The organism is Sphingomonas kyeonggiensis (assembly GCF_030812785.1).
Lineage (GTDB): Bacteria > Pseudomonadota > Alphaproteobacteria > Sphingomonadales > Sphingomonadaceae > Sphingomonas > Sphingomonas kyeonggiensis_B.
In genome coordinates this window covers 1,566,443-1,582,002 of the sequence record NZ_JAUSTJ010000002.1, presented here as the reverse complement: position 1 = coordinate 1,582,002, position 15,560 = coordinate 1,566,443, and the positions used below count along the sequence as shown (strand labels likewise).

Annotated in this window: 12 protein-coding genes; 5 read left to right on the top strand and 7 right to left on the bottom strand. The window is 66.5% G+C overall.

Translation table 11 applies throughout. The annotated features are described in order from the left end of the window. Positions 1–93: 93 nt before the first annotated feature. The 3 genes from J2W22_RS17090 to hmgA all read right to left on the bottom strand — a co-directional run bounded on the left by J2W22_RS17090 (position 94) and on the right by hmgA (position 2,449). The gene (locus J2W22_RS17090) at positions 94–525 is read right to left on the bottom strand and encodes a hypothetical protein (protein WP_307119426.1); all 432 of its coding nucleotides are present in this window, start codon (positions 523–525) and stop codon (positions 94–96) included. A gap of 134 nt (positions 526–659) precedes the next feature. Further along, on the bottom strand, positions 660–1,013 hold the full coding sequence (locus J2W22_RS17085; RefSeq protein ID WP_307119425.1) for a Rieske (2Fe-2S) protein: 354 nt from the start codon (positions 1,011–1,013) through the stop codon (positions 660–662). 158 nt (positions 1,014–1,171) lie between these two features. Continuing rightward, positions 1,172–2,449: a homogentisate 1,2-dioxygenase gene (gene hmgA, locus J2W22_RS17080; protein WP_307119424.1), complete on the bottom strand. Its 1,278-nt coding sequence runs from the start codon at positions 2,447–2,449 to the stop codon at positions 1,172–1,174. A 161-nt stretch (positions 2,450–2,610) separates the two neighbouring features. Here hmgA and J2W22_RS17075 point away from each other — a divergent pair, with 161 nt between their 5' ends. Further along, complete coding sequence (locus tag J2W22_RS17075) at positions 2,611–3,954, top strand: dicarboxylate/amino acid:cation symporter (protein WP_307119423.1); 1,344 nt, start codon at positions 2,611–2,613, stop codon at positions 3,952–3,954. Positions 3,955–4,096: 142 nt separating this feature from the next. Here the strand turns inward: J2W22_RS17075 and hppD are convergent, their stop codons facing one another. Continuing rightward, a complete protein-coding gene (gene hppD / locus J2W22_RS17070; protein ID WP_307119422.1) occupies positions 4,097–5,134 on the bottom strand; it encodes a 4-hydroxyphenylpyruvate dioxygenase in 1,038 nt (345 codons plus the stop codon). A gap of 251 nt (positions 5,135–5,385) precedes the next feature. On the opposite strand from hppD, the gene J2W22_RS17065 reads away from it, so the two are divergent. After that, on the top strand, positions 5,386–6,864 hold the full coding sequence (locus J2W22_RS17065) for a hypothetical protein (RefSeq protein ID WP_307119421.1): 1,479 nt from the start codon (positions 5,386–5,388) through the stop codon (positions 6,862–6,864). A 9-nt stretch (positions 6,865–6,873) separates the two neighbouring features. Beyond that, on the top strand, positions 6,874–8,175 hold the full coding sequence (locus J2W22_RS17060; protein ID WP_307119420.1) for a hypothetical protein: 1,302 nt from the start codon (positions 6,874–6,876) through the stop codon (positions 8,173–8,175). Between the two features lie 143 nt (positions 8,176–8,318). Here the strand turns inward: J2W22_RS17060 and J2W22_RS17055 are convergent, their stop codons facing one another. Then, the gene (locus J2W22_RS17055; protein WP_307119419.1) at positions 8,319–9,665 is read right to left on the bottom strand and encodes an FAD/NAD(P)-binding protein; all 1,347 of its coding nucleotides are present in this window, start codon (positions 9,663–9,665) and stop codon (positions 8,319–8,321) included. A 16-nt stretch (positions 9,666–9,681) separates the two neighbouring features. Continuing rightward, the gene (locus tag J2W22_RS17050; protein ID WP_184165650.1) at positions 9,682–9,948 is read right to left on the bottom strand and encodes a DUF6356 family protein; all 267 of its coding nucleotides are present in this window, start codon (positions 9,946–9,948) and stop codon (positions 9,682–9,684) included. A 282-nt stretch (positions 9,949–10,230) separates the two neighbouring features. On the opposite strand from J2W22_RS17050, the gene J2W22_RS17045 reads away from it, so the two are divergent. Both J2W22_RS17045 and J2W22_RS17040 read left to right on the top strand, forming a co-directional pair. Beyond that, positions 10,231–11,796 carry an MFS transporter gene (locus J2W22_RS17045; RefSeq protein WP_307119610.1) on the top strand — a complete coding sequence of 522 codons (1,566 nt, stop codon included), beginning with the start codon at positions 10,231–10,233 and terminating at the stop codon, positions 11,794–11,796. Further along, positions 11,793–12,257, top strand: coding sequence for a YbaK/EbsC family protein (locus J2W22_RS17040; RefSeq protein WP_307119418.1), 465 nt, complete (start codon positions 11,793–11,795; stop codon positions 12,255–12,257). The genes J2W22_RS17045 and J2W22_RS17040 overlap by 4 nt, the downstream gene beginning before the upstream one ends. A gap of 169 nt (positions 12,258–12,426) precedes the next feature. Here J2W22_RS17040 and J2W22_RS17035 read toward each other — a convergent pair whose 3' ends face one another. After that, the gene (locus J2W22_RS17035; protein WP_307119417.1) at positions 12,427–15,447 is read right to left on the bottom strand and encodes a TonB-dependent receptor domain-containing protein; all 3,021 of its coding nucleotides are present in this window, start codon (positions 15,445–15,447) and stop codon (positions 12,427–12,429) included. Between the last annotated feature and the right edge of the window lie 113 nt (positions 15,448–15,560).

Here is a 15,560-nt window from a genome sequence, read left to right as displayed (position 1 = left end):
TTTCCCCGATTTCACTCGGGGCGGCAAGAGGGGAGAGAGCAAGAGAGGAAATTCCCCCGGCGCGACCTCATGCCGGGGGAACCGGGGGAGAAATCAGGCCTCGATGCCGGCGAGGTCGAGTTCGTCTTCGTCCTGGAGCGCATGGCTGGTCGGCCAGATGCCGACCGAGCCGGGGATGCCGCTCACATCGATCCAGCTCCACTGCTTGTCGCCGCCGTAGAAGGTGATCGTGCGGCCCTGCGCCTTGATCTCGAGCTTGTTGCCGCTGGTGGTGTAGGGCGCCTGCTGCCGGCCGCCGAGGAAGCCGATCGTGCAGGTACCCGAGGGGCTGAGATCGGGCATGGTGATGTCGATGTCGCCCTTGATCGGATGGCCGAGCACCGAGGCATCGACGGTGAAGTTGGCATGCAACGGCACGAGCGCATTGGCCTTGCCGGAGCCGATCTTGGGAAAGCGATTGAGATAGACGTCGAACGTCTCGCCCTGCTTGAGTGCGGAATTCACGAACTTGGTAAGGTCAGCCATGGTTCGCTCCTGTAGATTGGCAAGTATCGTAAGGGATATTTACCGGAGAGCATTGGGCGCCCTCAAGATGAGTCGGTCAATAGAAAGCACTGTGACTTGGGATTCAACTTGGTCCGTTCCGGATATGCCGACATTCAGGCAGTGACGATCATCCCGTCGCGCACGATGACCGGCCAGGGGCGCAGCTTCGCGCCGACGCACGGGCCGCCGACACAGGCACCGTCCTCGATCCGATAGAGCGCGCCGTGCCAGCTGCACTGGATGTGGCTGCCATCGGGGGTGAGATAGTCGTCGAGCCTGTTCGACAGCGGTAGCGCCATGTGCGCGCAGAGGTCGAGATAGCCATGCACGGCCTCGCCCTGGCGGACGACGAAACCGTGGAACCGCCCCGCGCGCATCTCGAGGACGAAGTTGCGTGCCTTGCCGTCGGGGATGAGGTCGAGCGGGCCGAGGGTGACGTTGGGCGGGGTCTCGGTGAGGCGGTCCACTTAAATCCTCCCCGGAACGGGGAGGGGGACCATTCGCGCCAGCGAATGGTGGAGGGGGCCCGTGCTCCGCAAGGAATCTCGCTCGTGGAGAGCGGGCCCCCTCCACCACGCCGCTGCGCGTCGCGGTCCCCCTCCCCGTGCCGGGGAGGAATTTGCGGTCATGGCAGCTGTGCCTTCGGGAAGCCCGCCCAGGCCGCGTCATAATCGGGCTGGGCGCGGTCGAGGGCGTATTGCGTCGGCTTGTACGGCCAGCAGGTCTCGACCATGAAGGCCATCGTCCCGTCGATCTTGTGAGGCTTGAGGTCCGCGTTCGAAGCGCCCTGCCAGCTGGTCACGTCGGGGCCGTGGCCTGCCATGAGATTATGCAGCGACAGGCCGCCAGGGGCGAAGCCCTCGGCCTTGGCGTCATAGGCGCCGGTGATCAGGCCCATCGCCTCGCTCATGATGTTGCGGTGGAACCAGGGCGGGCGGAACGTGTCCTCGGCGACCATCCAGCGCGGCGGGAAGATCACGAAATCGGCATTGGCGCGGCCTGGCACGTCCGACGGCGAGGTCAGCACGGTGAAGATCGACGGATCCGGATGGTCGAAGCTCACCGTGTTCATCGTGTTGAACCGGGCGAGATCATAGCGCCAGGGCGCGAGGTTGCCGTGCCAGGCGACCACGTCGAGCGGCGAATGGGGCAGGGTGGTGGTCCACAGGCTGCCGAGATGCTTCTGGATGACTTCGAAGGGCTCGTCGCGATCCTCGAACCACGCCGCCGGCGTCTCGAAGTCGCGCGGATTGGCGAGGCCGTTGGCGCCGATTGGGCCGAGATCGGGCAGGCGGAACAGCGCGCCGTGGTTCTCGGCGACATAGCCGCGCGCCTCGCCCTCCGGCAGCAGTGCGCGGAAGCGGACGCCGCGCGGGACCAGCGCGACTTGCCCGGGCGCGATGTCGATGCGGCCAAGCTCGGTGAGCAGGGTCAGCCGGCCGGCCTGGGGGATGAAGAGCAGCTCGCCGTCCGCATCGAAGAAGACACGGGTTTCCATGTCCTGGTTGGCGGCGTAGACATGCACCGCCACGCCTTCGAGATCGGCGGGATCGCGATTGGCGAGCATGGTGGTCATGCCGTCGACAAGGTCTGTGCCGGGCGCGGGCACCTCGATCGGGTTCCAGCGCAGGCGATTGGGGGGCAGGGGATCGCTGACCGTGCCGGGCGCGAAGTTCGCCGCGCCGGAATAACGCGTGAACGGCGGATGCTCGGCCGTGGGGCGCAGGCGATAGAGCCAGGAGCGGCGGTTCTCATGACGCGGCGCGGTGAAGGCGGTGCCGGAAAGCTGCTCGGCATAGAGGCCGAAGGCGGGCTTCTGCGGCGAGTTGCGGCCGACGGGCAGCGCGCCGGGCACGGCCTCGGTGGAAACGTGATTGCCGAAGCCGGAGAAATAGTCGGTCATCGCATCCTCTCTATGCCCCTCTCTCTGGTGTGCCGCACATAAAGTGTCAAATGATACTATCTACTGCGGGGCGAGCTATCAGGGCGCGAACCTAAACTTTCTTGGGCCGCATCCGGGTAATTCCTACTTCTTTGGTGGGTTTAATTCCGGAGTCGCAATCAATGGCCACCAACAGCGCAGCCGCACCGCGGCGGCTCCAGCTACCGGGCTTCGGCGTGCAGGTCGCGATCGGCATGGCCGCCGGACTGGCGCTGGGGCTGGCGGCACGGGCGATCGGCAGCGATGGCGAGATGGCGAACGGGCTCGCCCAGGCGCTGCAGACGGTCGGGCAGATCTTCGTGCAACTGCTCAAGGTGCTGGTGCCGCCTTTGGTGTTCACGGCGATCGTCGCTTCGATCGCGGCGCTGCGCGACCTCAACAATGCCGCGCGGCTGGTTGCGCAGACCTTGCTGTGGTTCGCGATCACCGCGGCGATCGCGGTGGGAATCGGCATCACTTTGGGGCTGGTACTCCAGCCGGGGCATCACAGCGCGGTGGCCGCAGCCGCTGCAGCGGCGCCGTCCAGTACCGGCAGCTGGCTCGATTTCCTGAAAGGTCTGGTGCCGGCGAACTTCCTCGGCATCGCGGCCTCCACCAAGGTGACGGATGCCGGCGCGACCACCGGGCTTTCGTTCAACGTCCTCCAGATCATCGTGCTGGCGGTCGCGATCGGTGCGGCGGCGGTGAAGGCGGGCGAGGCGGGGCATCGCTTCCTCGACTTCAACGCCTCGGCGCTCGCGGTCTTCCGGCTGCTGCTGCGCTGGGTGATCCGCCTGACTCCGATCGGCACCGCCGCGCTGATCGGCGATGCAGTGGTCCGCTATGGCTGGGAGTCGCTTGCGGCGCTCGGCACCTATGCGGGCGCAGTCTATATCGGCCTGGGGCTGGTGCTGCTGGTGGTCTATCCGCTGTTGCTCGCCGCGCATGGCTTGGGCCCGCTGCGTTTCTTCGCTTCGGCCTGGCCGGCGATCCAGCTCGGTTTCGTATCGCGGTCTTCGGTCGGCACGCTGCCGGTGACCGAGGACGTGACCGAGCGGGCGCTGGGCGTGCCGCGCGCATATGCCGCCTTTGCGGTGCCGCTGGGCGCCACCACCAAGATGGACGGCTGTGCGGCGATCTATCCGGCGATCTCGGCGATCTTCGTCGCGCAATTCTACGGCATTCCGCTCGGGCTCGAGCAATATGCGCTGATCGCCTTCGTCTCGGTGCTGGGATCGGCTGCCACCGCGGGTCTGACCGGCGCGACGGTGATGCTGACGCTCACCCTGTCGACGCTCGGCCTGCCGCTGGACGGTGTGGGGCTGCTGCTGGCGATCGACCCGATCCTCGATATGGGGCGGACCGCGACCAATGTGGCGGGGCAGATGCTGGTGCCGGTGATCGTCGCCAAGCGCGAGGGCCTGCTCGACGAGGCACGCTTCCGGGAAGGGGCGGGTGAGGTGCGCGGCGAACTCGCGCTGGCCTGACGGAATTTGGTGGCCGGGTAGAGCGCCACGCTACGCAACTGGCAGCGCTCCCCCGGCTTCCTCTCCAAACTTTCCAAAGCGGCAAACGCGCGCCCGGCAAATCCGATCCCGGCCCTTTCGCGGGATCGTGCTTAAAAAGCGTTTAAGCGTCGACCTTGATCACGCCGCGGCGGATCTGGTCCAGCTCGATGCTTTCGAACAGCGCCTGGAAGTTGCCGTTGCCGAAGCCTTCATTGCCCTTGCGCTGGATGATCTCGAAGAAGATCGGGCCGAACATGTTCTCGGTGAAGATCTGCAGCAGGATGCCCTCGTCGCCGACATTGCCGTCGATGAGGATACGGTTCTTCCTCAGGCGCTCCAGGTCCTCGCCATGCCCGGGGACGCGCTTGTCGACCAGTTCGTAATAGGTTTCGATCGTATCCTGAAGGCGCACGCCCCTCGCACGGAGCCGCTCGACCGTGTCGAAGATGTCCGGGGTGGTCAGCGCGAGGTGCTGGATGCCTTCGCCCTTGTACTCGCGGATGAACTCCTCGATCTGGCTCTTGTCGTCCTGGCTCTCGTTGAGGGGGATGCGGATCGCCTTGTCGGGGGCGATCATCGCCTGGCTGAACAGGCCGGTGGCCTGGCCCTTGATGTCGAAATACTTCTGCTCCTCGAAGCCGAAGAGCGTCTTGTAGAACTCCGACCACACCCGCATCTGGCCGCGCCGGACATTGTGGGTGAGGTGGTCGAGCAGATCGAGCCCGACATTGTTCTCGGCTTCCGCGGCTTCCCAGCCGTCGAACGCCGCCCAGTCGGCGTACAGGTCGGTGCCGTCCTGGATGAAATAGAGGTACGAGCCGCCGATGCCCTGGATGACGGTGTCGTCCTCCTCGGTCGGCTTGGCGCCGTGTTCCAGCGCCCATTCCATCGCCTTGGCCGGATCGGCGACGCGGAAGGCCATCGCGCTGGCCGAGGGGCCGTGCTCGCCGCGGAACGCCGCCACGCGGCCGGCCTCGTCGCGGTTGAGCATCAGGTTAATGCGGCCCTGCTTGTAGCGGGTGATGTTCTTGGTCGGATGCCGGTGCGTCGGCACGAAGCCGAGCATCTCGAACTGCTTCGCCATCGCCTCGGGATCGGGCGAGGTGAATTCGACGAACTCGAAGCCGTTGAGGCCCAGGGGATTGGTCGGGTCGGTCATGATGTGCGCTCCAGCTACAACGCGGGCGAGCTAGACCCTTGGGCAATTAGTGTCAATTGATACTAGTTGACGGGAACGGCACCGAAACGGTTTGAGCCTTCGTTGACTCGCTTCCGAGGATGGGGAAGCTTGGCCGCATAAAGGAAAGGGCGCGGGGGCAACACGCGCACCTCGGGGTCGATACAAATCCATGGCCGGCGTCTCGTGCGGATTTCGCGCGCCGGCGCCGCGCGCGCTTCGGAGAGGAAGCCATGCCCGTGCCGGAACCGACGCCTTCGCCGGCGCCCAAGCCCACGCCCAGCCCGTCGCCAACGCCGACCCCGACACCAACGCCGACACCGCCGCCCGGGCCCAAGCCGATCGTCGATCCCAAGACGCTGCCCGACAAGCCCGATCCGGCGGTGCAGGGCAAATCCTATCCGCTGACGATCCAGGCGGACAAGGATCCGGCGATCGTGGTCCATATCGTCTATTACAAGTCGACCACGCTGGCCGAGCTGCGCAAGCTGCTCGCGGGCGTCACCGATCTCGACAAGTCGTTCAAGTTCATGGTCAACAGCTCGGCGGTGCAGACCGAGGCCGAGGGCAAGCTGACCGCGATCCAGCTGCTCGGCGAGGATGGCATCGCGCATGTCCACCAGGCGAGCCGCGGCACCGCGCCGGACCTGCCGGCGGGCTACAAGCTGCCCGATCTGGGCGACTTCACCAAGATCCAGGACCTGCTCGCCAAGAAGCTGAGCGACGGGACCGCCACCGCATCCACGGTGAACGACGTCTATGCCGCGCTCACCCCCGAGACCAAGGCGCGGGTGCTCGAGGTCAACAACGTCTTCAAGGGCGTGCTGCTGCGCAACGGCGAGATCAGCTGGAGCTATCGCGACGTGATCGACACCGGCGAGGCGCCGCACGCCGCGGTGCTCTCGCGCATGCCGCGCCAGAGCTATGTCAGCAACGACTTCGTCACCTCGAGCCGCACCGAGCGGGAGGTCCGCTCGGCGGTGGGCGGATCGCTCAGCATCGGCGGCGGCGGGGCAGGCTGGGGCGCCAGTGGTTCCGCATCGGGCGGCATGTCCGGCGGATCCAAGGCGATCGACGGCACCTTCTATTCCTATTGCGAGATATCGGTGCCCAAGCTCGAGGTGCGCCAGCTCCAGCAGCCGCGCCTTACCGCCGCCTGCATGAAGGAGCTGGAGAGCTTTGCCAAATTCTCCGGCCGCCGCTTCGAGGAGTTCGAGGCGCTGCGCAACTTCTTCGAGGACTGGGGCGCCTATCTCGCGCTGGAGACCGAGATCGGCGGCAAGCTCTACGTCCAGGACGAGAAGACCGTCCATTCAAAGGAAGAGCTGTCCAAATGGCAGCTCGAAGTGAAGGCGGCGGTGAAAGCGATGGCAGTGAACGTCGCCGCATCCGCTTCGGCTTCGGGTGAGAAGAAGGAGCTGAAGGACGATCAGGAGCGCACTGCGCTGCTCCAGGCGATCGGCGGCGATCCCGGGCTGGTCACCGATCCGCCGAAATGGGCGGCCTCGCTCGGCGCCTGCCTGATGTGGCGGCCGGTGAAGGTGACCAACCTGGTGCCGCTCTACCGCTTTGCCAGCCTGGAGGCGCAACGCGGCATCTTCGCCACGCTCTGGTGCTGGCAGCAGCTCTGGCGGTCCGAGCCGATGATGCTCGATTACGACCAGTATCTCTTCCCGCTCGCGCGCAGCTTCGCGCTGTTCGAGCTGAAATAGGGGCGCGCCATGGCCAAGCCGAAGCAAGTGAAGAAGGCCCCGGTCCGTCGGACCCGCGCGGCCATCGCGCCCGAGCCGGCGCCCGAGTCGCTGGAAGCGGAAGGCGCACCGTTCGCGCCCGAGCCGAGCTGGGCGCCAGGCAAGCTGCTCAGCCCGGTAGACGCGGCTGCGCTGCGATCGCCCGACGAAGCGGCGGAAATCGCCTTGCCGCGGGCGGCGCCGCGCCAGGTCCGGCCGACCGCGACGATGCTGGGCGCGCAGCTCGGCAGCGAGCCGCTGCCGCGCGGACGGTTCGCGCCGCGCCGGCCGGCGGTTCGATCGGGACCTCGCGCCGACGACATCTTCGCCGAAGTCGGCGGTGACCTCGCCCAATATCGCCTGGAGCACGGCACCACGATGCGCCGTATCCCGCCCTTCGAGGGCGGATTGCAGATGCGCTCCAGCCCCGTGCTGGTGCCCACCGGGCCGCGCACCTTCAGCCTCTATTGCGTGGCGGGCTCGAGCCGGATGCTGTGGGCGGGCCATTATCAGGAAGGTGATTCCGGCACGCCGGTGTTCGTGGGCAGCAAGGCAATGCTGGTGGAGGGCGGATGCCTGGGCGATCCGGTGCTGCTGCCGGGGCCGACGGGCCGCGCCGATGCAGTCGCCCGGCTCGCGGTGCGCATCACGGGTGGGGTGGTGATCTATGATGTGGGGAAGGATGGCAGCCTGAAGCCGACCTGTAGCGGCAATTTCGTTCTGCCGATCGGCGAAGTGCATGGCCGGATCGCCGGGCTCTGCGATCCGATCGCCAATGTCTTCGTGCCCCAGTCGCCGCTCAAGAACGGGTTCGTGAACACCGGCGACTCCAAATATGGCGAACGGCTGCTGCCGCCCGGGCCCGGCGAGCCCAATGGCGACATGTGCGTGATCAACACCACGGTGCCGAAGACGATCTTCCACCTGTTCGTGCCCTCCGGGCAGAAGACGCTCTATTTCCGCGGCGCCGACACCTGGACCATCGAGGAGATTCCCTTCCGGCTCGACGGCATGGCAGCCGAGCATGTGACGCCGAGCCGGACCGTGGTGCTCGGCCGCGTGGGTCAGCAGCTCTGCGGCTTTTCGTTCGACGTGGCGAGCGACGGCAAGGTGAAGCTCAACCTTGCCGCGCCGCCCTTCGGCCAGGCGATCACGGGCGACCCGGTGCTGTTCCGCGCCTATGCGCCCGACGGCGACGTGCATCTGGCGGCGATCGTCTATGCCGAGGTGAACAAGCTGCTCTACCTCTGGTACGATCACGGCGCCGACAGCTGGTCGTTGCTGCCGCCCTGAGACAGGCGCATCCGTCATCCCCGCGAAAGCGGGGACCCATCTCGTGCGTTCGCCGCGAATACGTCCGTTGCGATTGGGGATAGTCCCGGAGATGGGTCCCCGCTTTCGCGGGGATGACGGCAAGGAGGCAGGTGTCTCGCGCCCTACAGCCCTTCGCCGCCGACCCAGTGCGCGTTCGACAGCCGCCGCGCCACGCTCCAGGTCTGGGTGCGGATGTCGGGCACCGCCACGATTTCCCAGAAGGCGCCGCGGGTCATCGGCCCGAGCGCGTAGAGCGTGCGGTTGGGGCCGCCCTTGGCGTTGATCGTCTGGCCCTGGTTGTCGACGTCGATGCCGAGATGCGCGGCGTCCGGGCGGATCACCCCGCGGGCGGCCAGCTTCTGGAGCAGCGGCTCATCGGTGCGGTTGAGGTCGCCCAGCGGGCCGGTGCAATTGACGATGCGCTGGACGAGCATGGTCTCGGCCGCATTCGCACCGCGGCGGCGCAGCTTCACTTCGATGCCCTCGGGCTTCTCCTCGAAGCCGAGCGTCTTGCCGGCGATCACTTCGAGCTGGCCGCGCTCGATCACCGCCATCAGCCGGGCATAGACCTCGGGCGCCAGGCGGTGGCGGTGCACGTCCCACCAGGGGCGCAGGTGGCGCAGGAAGCGGCCGCGCTCGGCATCGCTGGCATTGCCCCACATCGCCTGGGTGAAGGGGCGCAGCTCATCGACCGCGTTGCGCCAGCCGATCGCCTCGGCACGCGCGCGCACGGCGCGGAGCAGCTGCGAGGCGGTGGTGGCGGGGCGCTCGGCGAGCTTCCTCCAGTCGCTGCCGGGCGCATGGCTGCGCGGCAGCAGGCCGCGGCGGGAAAGGGCGACGATCTTGCCCTGGAAACCGCGCGCGTCGAGCAGCAGCACCACGTCGATCATCGTCAGGCCGGTGCCGATCACCAGCACCGTGTCATCGGGGCCCAGGCCTTCCGGCACGCTGGCGTGCCAGGGGTCGCCCTTGTAGCGGGAATCCGACAGCACCTCGGGATCGAGGCCGGGCGGATCGTGGGGAGGCAGGTTGCCGACCGCGAGCACCGCTGCATCGGCTTCGATCGTGCGGCCCTTGAGGCGTACCGTCACGCCGTCCGTGAATTCGAGATCCTCGACCTCGTCGCGCACCAGCGTCAGCCGGTCGGGATGGTCGAGCAGCGCGGCGTCGAGCAGCTCGCGCAGATATTCGCCGTACGTCACGCGCGGGATGAAGGCGGTGGCGGCATTCTCCACGCCGCGCGCCTCGAGCCAGCGGACGAAGTGCGAGGGATCGTCCGGAAACGCGCTCATGTTCGCGGCGCGGACGTTGAGCACATGGCTCGGATGCGCGGCGCCATAGGCGAGGCCGAGGCCGGCCACCGGTGCGCGCTCGATCAGCGTGGCGCGGGGGCCTTCGTGGCGGAGCAGGTTGATCGCCTGCAGCGTGCCCGAAAAGCCCGCGCCGATGATGGCGACGTGCTCGATCATGTATGCGGTCCCCCGCTCAGATTTCGTATTCGATCTGCCACTCGGGCTGCTGGTGTGCGAGCGGCTTGGCGTTCATGCCCGGCTGGCGTGCCATCATCTGCGCATAGAGCCGCTTCACTGCGTCGCTGGCGGTGCGGGCGAACAGCGAGGGGAAGATCGAATGGACGACGCAGGCCGCGCCCCCGACGATCATGGTGAAGCCGAATCGCGCGGCCGTTGCAGCATGCTCGCCATAGGTCTCGCCGACGGCGCGCGGGTGGGAGAGGAAGAAGCGCTCGAACATGGGGGCCGTTTACCCGCCCGGGACGCGCATGTGAAGTAGAGCTTTTGCGTGCCCAAGCTGGGCTTTGTCCGCTTGGGGCTTGCAATGTCCCGTCCAAATCGCTGAACCTGCCCTTAAGGCGTGCCGAAGAGCGCGCATTAGCGACGGGGGTTCCAACCACGGCAGGACTGTGGTTGGTTAGCGCTAACAATATAAGGGGAAGATAGCTTGAGCCAGGACCTGACGTCCGACACCCCGTCGGCGCCCGAGGGCGATCATCATACAGCCACCAAGAACGAGAAGATGGTGATCGCGGCATCGTCGCTGGGCACCGTGTTCGAGTGGTACGACTTCTATCTCTACGGACTGCTCGCGACGACGATCTCGGCGCAGTTCTTCGCGGGGGTGAACGACACCACCGCCTTCATCTTCGCGCTCGCCGCCTTTGCCGCGGGGTTCGCGGTGCGGCCGTTCGGCGCGCTGGTATTCGGGCGGATCGGCGACCTGGTCGGGCGCAAGAACACCTTCCTGGTGACGATGGGGATCATGGGCGGATCGACCTTCGCGGTCGGCCTGCTCCCCAATTTCGCCACTGCCGGCGTGGCGGCGCCGATCCTGCTGGTGACTTTGCGCGTGCTGCAGGGGCTGGCGCTGGGCGGGCAATATGGCGGTGCCGCGACCTATGTGGCGGAACATGCCCCCAACCATAAGCGCGGGCTCTACACGAGCTGGATCCAGACCACCGCGACGCTCGGCCTGTTCGCCTCGCTGCTGGTGGTGATCGGGACGCGGTCCTGGCTGGGCGAGGCGGCGTTCGCGAGCTGGGGCTGGCGCGTGCCGTTCCTCGCCTCGATCCTGCTGCTCGGCGTGTCGCTCTGGGTACGGCTGCAGCTCAACGAGAGCCCGGTCTATGCCCGGATGAAGGCGACCGGCAATGTCTCCAAGGCGCCGCTGACCGAGGCGTTCCTGCGCTGGGGCAATTTGCGCATCGTGCTGATCGCGCTGTTCGGCGCGGTCGTCGGCCAGGCGGTGGTCTGGTACACCGGCCAGTTCTACGCGCTGTTCTTCCTCGAGAAGACGCTCAAGGTCGACGGGATGACGGCGAACGTGCTGATCGCCGTCGCGCTGGCGCTGGGCACGCCCTTCTTCGTGTTCTTCGGCTGGCTCTCGGACAAGATCGGGCGCAAGCCGATCATCCTGGCGGGCTGCCTGCTGGCATCGATCAGCTATTTTCCGTTGTTCCACGCGCTGACCCAGGCGGCGAACCCGGCGCTGGCCGAGGCGCAGGCCAAGGCGCCGGTTACGGTCTATGCCGATCCTGCGCTCTGCTCGGTCCAGTTCGATCCGATCGGCAAGAACAAGTTCGACAAGACTGGCTGCGACATCGCCAAGTCGACCCTCGCCAAGGCGGGCGTTCCCTATGCGACCAAGGCGAACGGCTCGGGCGACGTCAGCATCGGCGCGACCAATGTCGCGGTCGGCGAGATGACCACTTATTCCAAGCGCTTGAGCGCGGCGCTGGCCGAAGCCGGCTATCCCGCCAAGGCCGACGACGCCCGGATCAACAAGCCGATGGTGGTGGCGATCCTGTTCGCGCTCGTGCTGCTGGTGACCATGGTCTACGGCCCGATCGCCGGCATGCTGGTGGAACTCTTCCCCAGCCGAATCCGCTACACCTCGATGTCGCTGCCCTATCATCTGGGCAATGGCTGGTTCGGCGGCTTCCTGCCGGCGACCGCCTTCGCGATGGTCGCGGCGACCGGGGACATCTATTACGGCCTCTGGTACCCGGTGGTGGCCGCGGCCTGCACCTTCATCCTCGGCCTGCTGCTGCTCCCGGAGACCTTCAGGAAGAGGATCGAGGATTGACCGTCGAAACCGTGCGCGCGTGGCTTGCCGAACATGCTCCCGATCTTGAGCTGATCGAACAATCGGCAAGCACGGCGACGGTGGCGGAGGCCGCGGCGACGCTCGGGGTCGAGCCCGGGCGCATCGCCAAGACGCTGGCGTTGCGGGTGGGCGAGGGCGTGCTGCTCGTCGTCGCCCGCGGCGATGCACGGCTCGACAATGCGAAGACCAAGGCGGCGTTCGGCGGCCGCGCCTCGATGCTCGGCGCCGAGGAGGCGGAGGCGCTGACCGGGCATCCGGTGGGCGGCGTCTGCCCCTTCGGGCTGGCGACGCCGCTGCCGGTCTATTGCGACGTCTCGATCCGCAGCTACGTGACCGTTTTCCCGGCGGCGGGATCGCGGAGGACTTCGATGGAGGTGGCGCCGGAGCGGCTTGCAGGGCTGGTTTCGGAGCGCTGGGTGGACGTCTGCAAGCTTGCATGAGGCAGGTAGTGTACCTGCCGCGGCGGCGCCTTCACCTATCTGATTTGGCCGCGTCGCATTCGAAATGGAGGACGCGAAAGCTGTAGTAGCGTCGTGCCCTGCACGGGCCCATGTGTACGCAAACACGAAAATATCCCCGGAGACCCAGGTCCCCGGGGATTCCACACCGTTACAGGCGCAACGACACACCGGCGACGATCTGCCGGCCAAGCAGGTCATAGCCCATGATCGTGTTGCCGCGCAGCAGACCGATGCGCGAGCGGCTGTCGGGCACGATCGGCGGGTCGCGATCGAAGATGTTGTTCGCGGCAAGCCGGAACGTCATCTGCTTGTTGATGTCGAAGGTGAGTGCCAGATCGAACCAGTCATAGGCCTTGATGCCCGGGAACTGGTCACGCCGCTGGCTCGGATCCGCCGTCGGGATGCCCGTGCTGGCCGGCGCGTAGACGTCGAGCGGCATGGCCGAGCGATGGCGCCAGTTCACCGAAACGCTGGCGATGCGCTCCGGCAGGATCCAGGTGGTGCGCATCTGGTGCGCCCATTTGGGCATGCTCTCGCCGCACGAATTGCCCCAATAGCCGACGCAATCGCGCGAGGTGGCGGTAGGCGATGCCTGCGACGCGACCCGGGTCATGAGCGTGCCGTTGAAGCTCATCTCGAGGCGGCCGGCCGAACCCATGCCGACGTCATACTGGCCCTGGAAATCCCAGCCATGCGACTGCGAGCGATAGCCGTTCGCCGAACCGCGCGCGACCCAGCCCGTTGCCGGACGCGTGGCCGGCGAGCTGTACAGCGTGCCGTTCGCATTGCGGACGATGGCCCGGCAGAAATAGTCGTTGCCGGTGCTGAGGCAGTCGTTGATCAGGTTCTGCGGCTGGAGGAAGTCGAGCTGGTCCTCCAGGTCGATCAGCCAGCGATCCACCGAGACGGTCAGCCCCGGCACGAAGCGCGGACGGAACACCACGCCGAACGTCTTGGTGTAGGCGGTTTCCGGCTTGAGGTTGAAGCCGCCTTCACGGACGGTGCAGCGATCGTCCGGGCAGATCAGCGTGGTGCTGCCATAGAGGTTCGCCGGAAGGCCGGTGTTGGCGCATTGCTGCTGCGTTGCGGCAGGAGCGATGCGCGGTCCACCGGGGTTGGCCGGATCGATCCGGGGGGCGCAGGGATCCGCGTAGAAGCCCTGGTTCCAGAAGATGTTGGCCGCGCCGGCGGCCGTGCCGACGCCCGGGGCAGCCTGCGCCTTGTTGTACGACGCACGGAAGCTGATGTCCTCGACCGGCGACCAGATGCCCTCGATCTTCCAGGTGCCGAACTTGTTGTCCAGGCGGTTATACTTGGACAGGCGGTAGCCGCCGTTCAGCTGGAGCAGCTTGGTCCAGGACTTGTTCTCGACCAGCGGCACCTGGATTTCGGCATTGGCCTCCAGGATGCTCTGGGTAACGCGCTGGTTCGTGCCCCCGTTGTTCTCCTGGTAGATCTCGTTGACGATGGTGCGTTCCATCTCCTCGCGATATTCGCCGCCCAGCGCGATCGCGATGCCCTGCTCGGCGAGGGGCGAGCGGATGCCGTACTTGCCGAGATCGCCGCTGACGGTGCCGACGAACTGCAGCAGGCGCGGGATGCGCGTGCTGATGCCGCCGGTGGCGCCGCCATAGAGATAGTTGTTGAGCGCCGGATCCTTGTTGAACGGCGAGAAGGCGTTGAACGGCACGCAGTTCGGATCGGTGCCGTTGACCACCGAGCGGCAGGTCGGACGGCCGTTGACGTTCACCACGTCGAGCGAGCGGTTGACGTTGTCGAACTTCGCGAACGGCACGTCGATGGTGTCGAGCTGCGCGCGCGACAGCATGCCCGCCACGTCATAGGACCAGACATCGTCCAGCACCCGGCCACGCAGGCCCGCGACGACGCGGTAGCCCGTGTTGACGAACTCCTGACGGACCAGCGGCATCGAATCGAAGCGATAGCGCACGTCGAGCGGTGCATATTGACCCGCCACGCCCGCGTTCGCACCGCACAGGGTCTGCGCCTGCGACGCCGAGAGGAACGGGTTGTCGCAGTTCACTTGATAGGGCGTGCTGCCATAGACGCTGTACGAATAGGTGCGGTTCAGCTGCGTGTTGTACGACTTGTCCCGATACCACAGCACGTTGCTGTACAGCTCGATATGGTCGTCGATCTGCGCGGTCAGGAAGCCGCCTGCGTTGACGCGGTTGAACGGCCGCTGGAACGCCCAGTCGTCATAGGGATTGGCCGAGGCGCCCGACGGTCCGCTGTTGATCGGAATGAAGGTGCCGTTGCCGTTCGGGTTGTTGACCAGCACCGTCCCGGAGCTGGCGCCGGAGAGCGGGATGATCGTGCCGGCCGGGGTGTAGCTCGCGCGCGAACAGGAGAGCGGCGAGGTGTTGCTCGTCGTCACCACTTCGCAGACCGCGTTCGCGCGGTCGCGCAGGCGAACCAGGCTCGACTGACGGTAGTCGACGAACCCCGAGATGTTGACGCGATCGTTGAACAGGTTGGTGCCTGCGGCCAGGCTGATATCCGCACGGCCACCATCGTTCGACATGCCGCTGGCCGAATCGAAGCCGGCCCGCTTCGCGGCATCGGTCACCGCGCTGGAGCGGTTGTTGTGGTTGAAGAAGCTGTAGTTGCCGTCGACGCGGACGCCGCTGAAGTTCTTCTTCAGGATGAAGTTGACGACGCCGGCGACGGCGTCCGAGCCATAGACCGAGGAAGCGCCACCGGTCAGCACGTCGATCCGCTCAACCAGGGCGTTCGGGATGATGCCGACATCGACCGTGTTGGGCAGGCCGATACGCAGCCCGTCGATGAGCATCAGCGTGCGCTCATAGCCCAGGCTGCGCAACTTGATGCGCTGGCGGCCTTCGGAGTCGCTGAAATTCTGTTCCGAATTGACCTGCACCTGGGGCAGGCGGTTGACCACCTCCTCGATCGTCGTGGCGCCCTGCGCGGCGATTTCAGCCGCGGTGGTGGTGACGATCGGTGCAGCCGAACGGTTGTTCGGGCGAACGATGCGCGTGCCCGTTACGACGAGGTTGCCATCGGCGCTGTCCTGCGTCGATTCATCCGCCAGCTTGGCGGAGGCGACGGGATCGCCGATCGATGCAGCCTGTTCCTGTTGGTTATCGTTGGTCTGTGCGGCGGCCGGGGCGGCCACCAATGCGGCCACGCAGCAACTCGTAGCCCAAATGCCCTTCAACATCATCATTGATCCCCCAATCGTTGACCATCCATCCCGGGATTTGGTTCGTCGGGGGCGCGCTCCCATAGGAGATGCGTTCG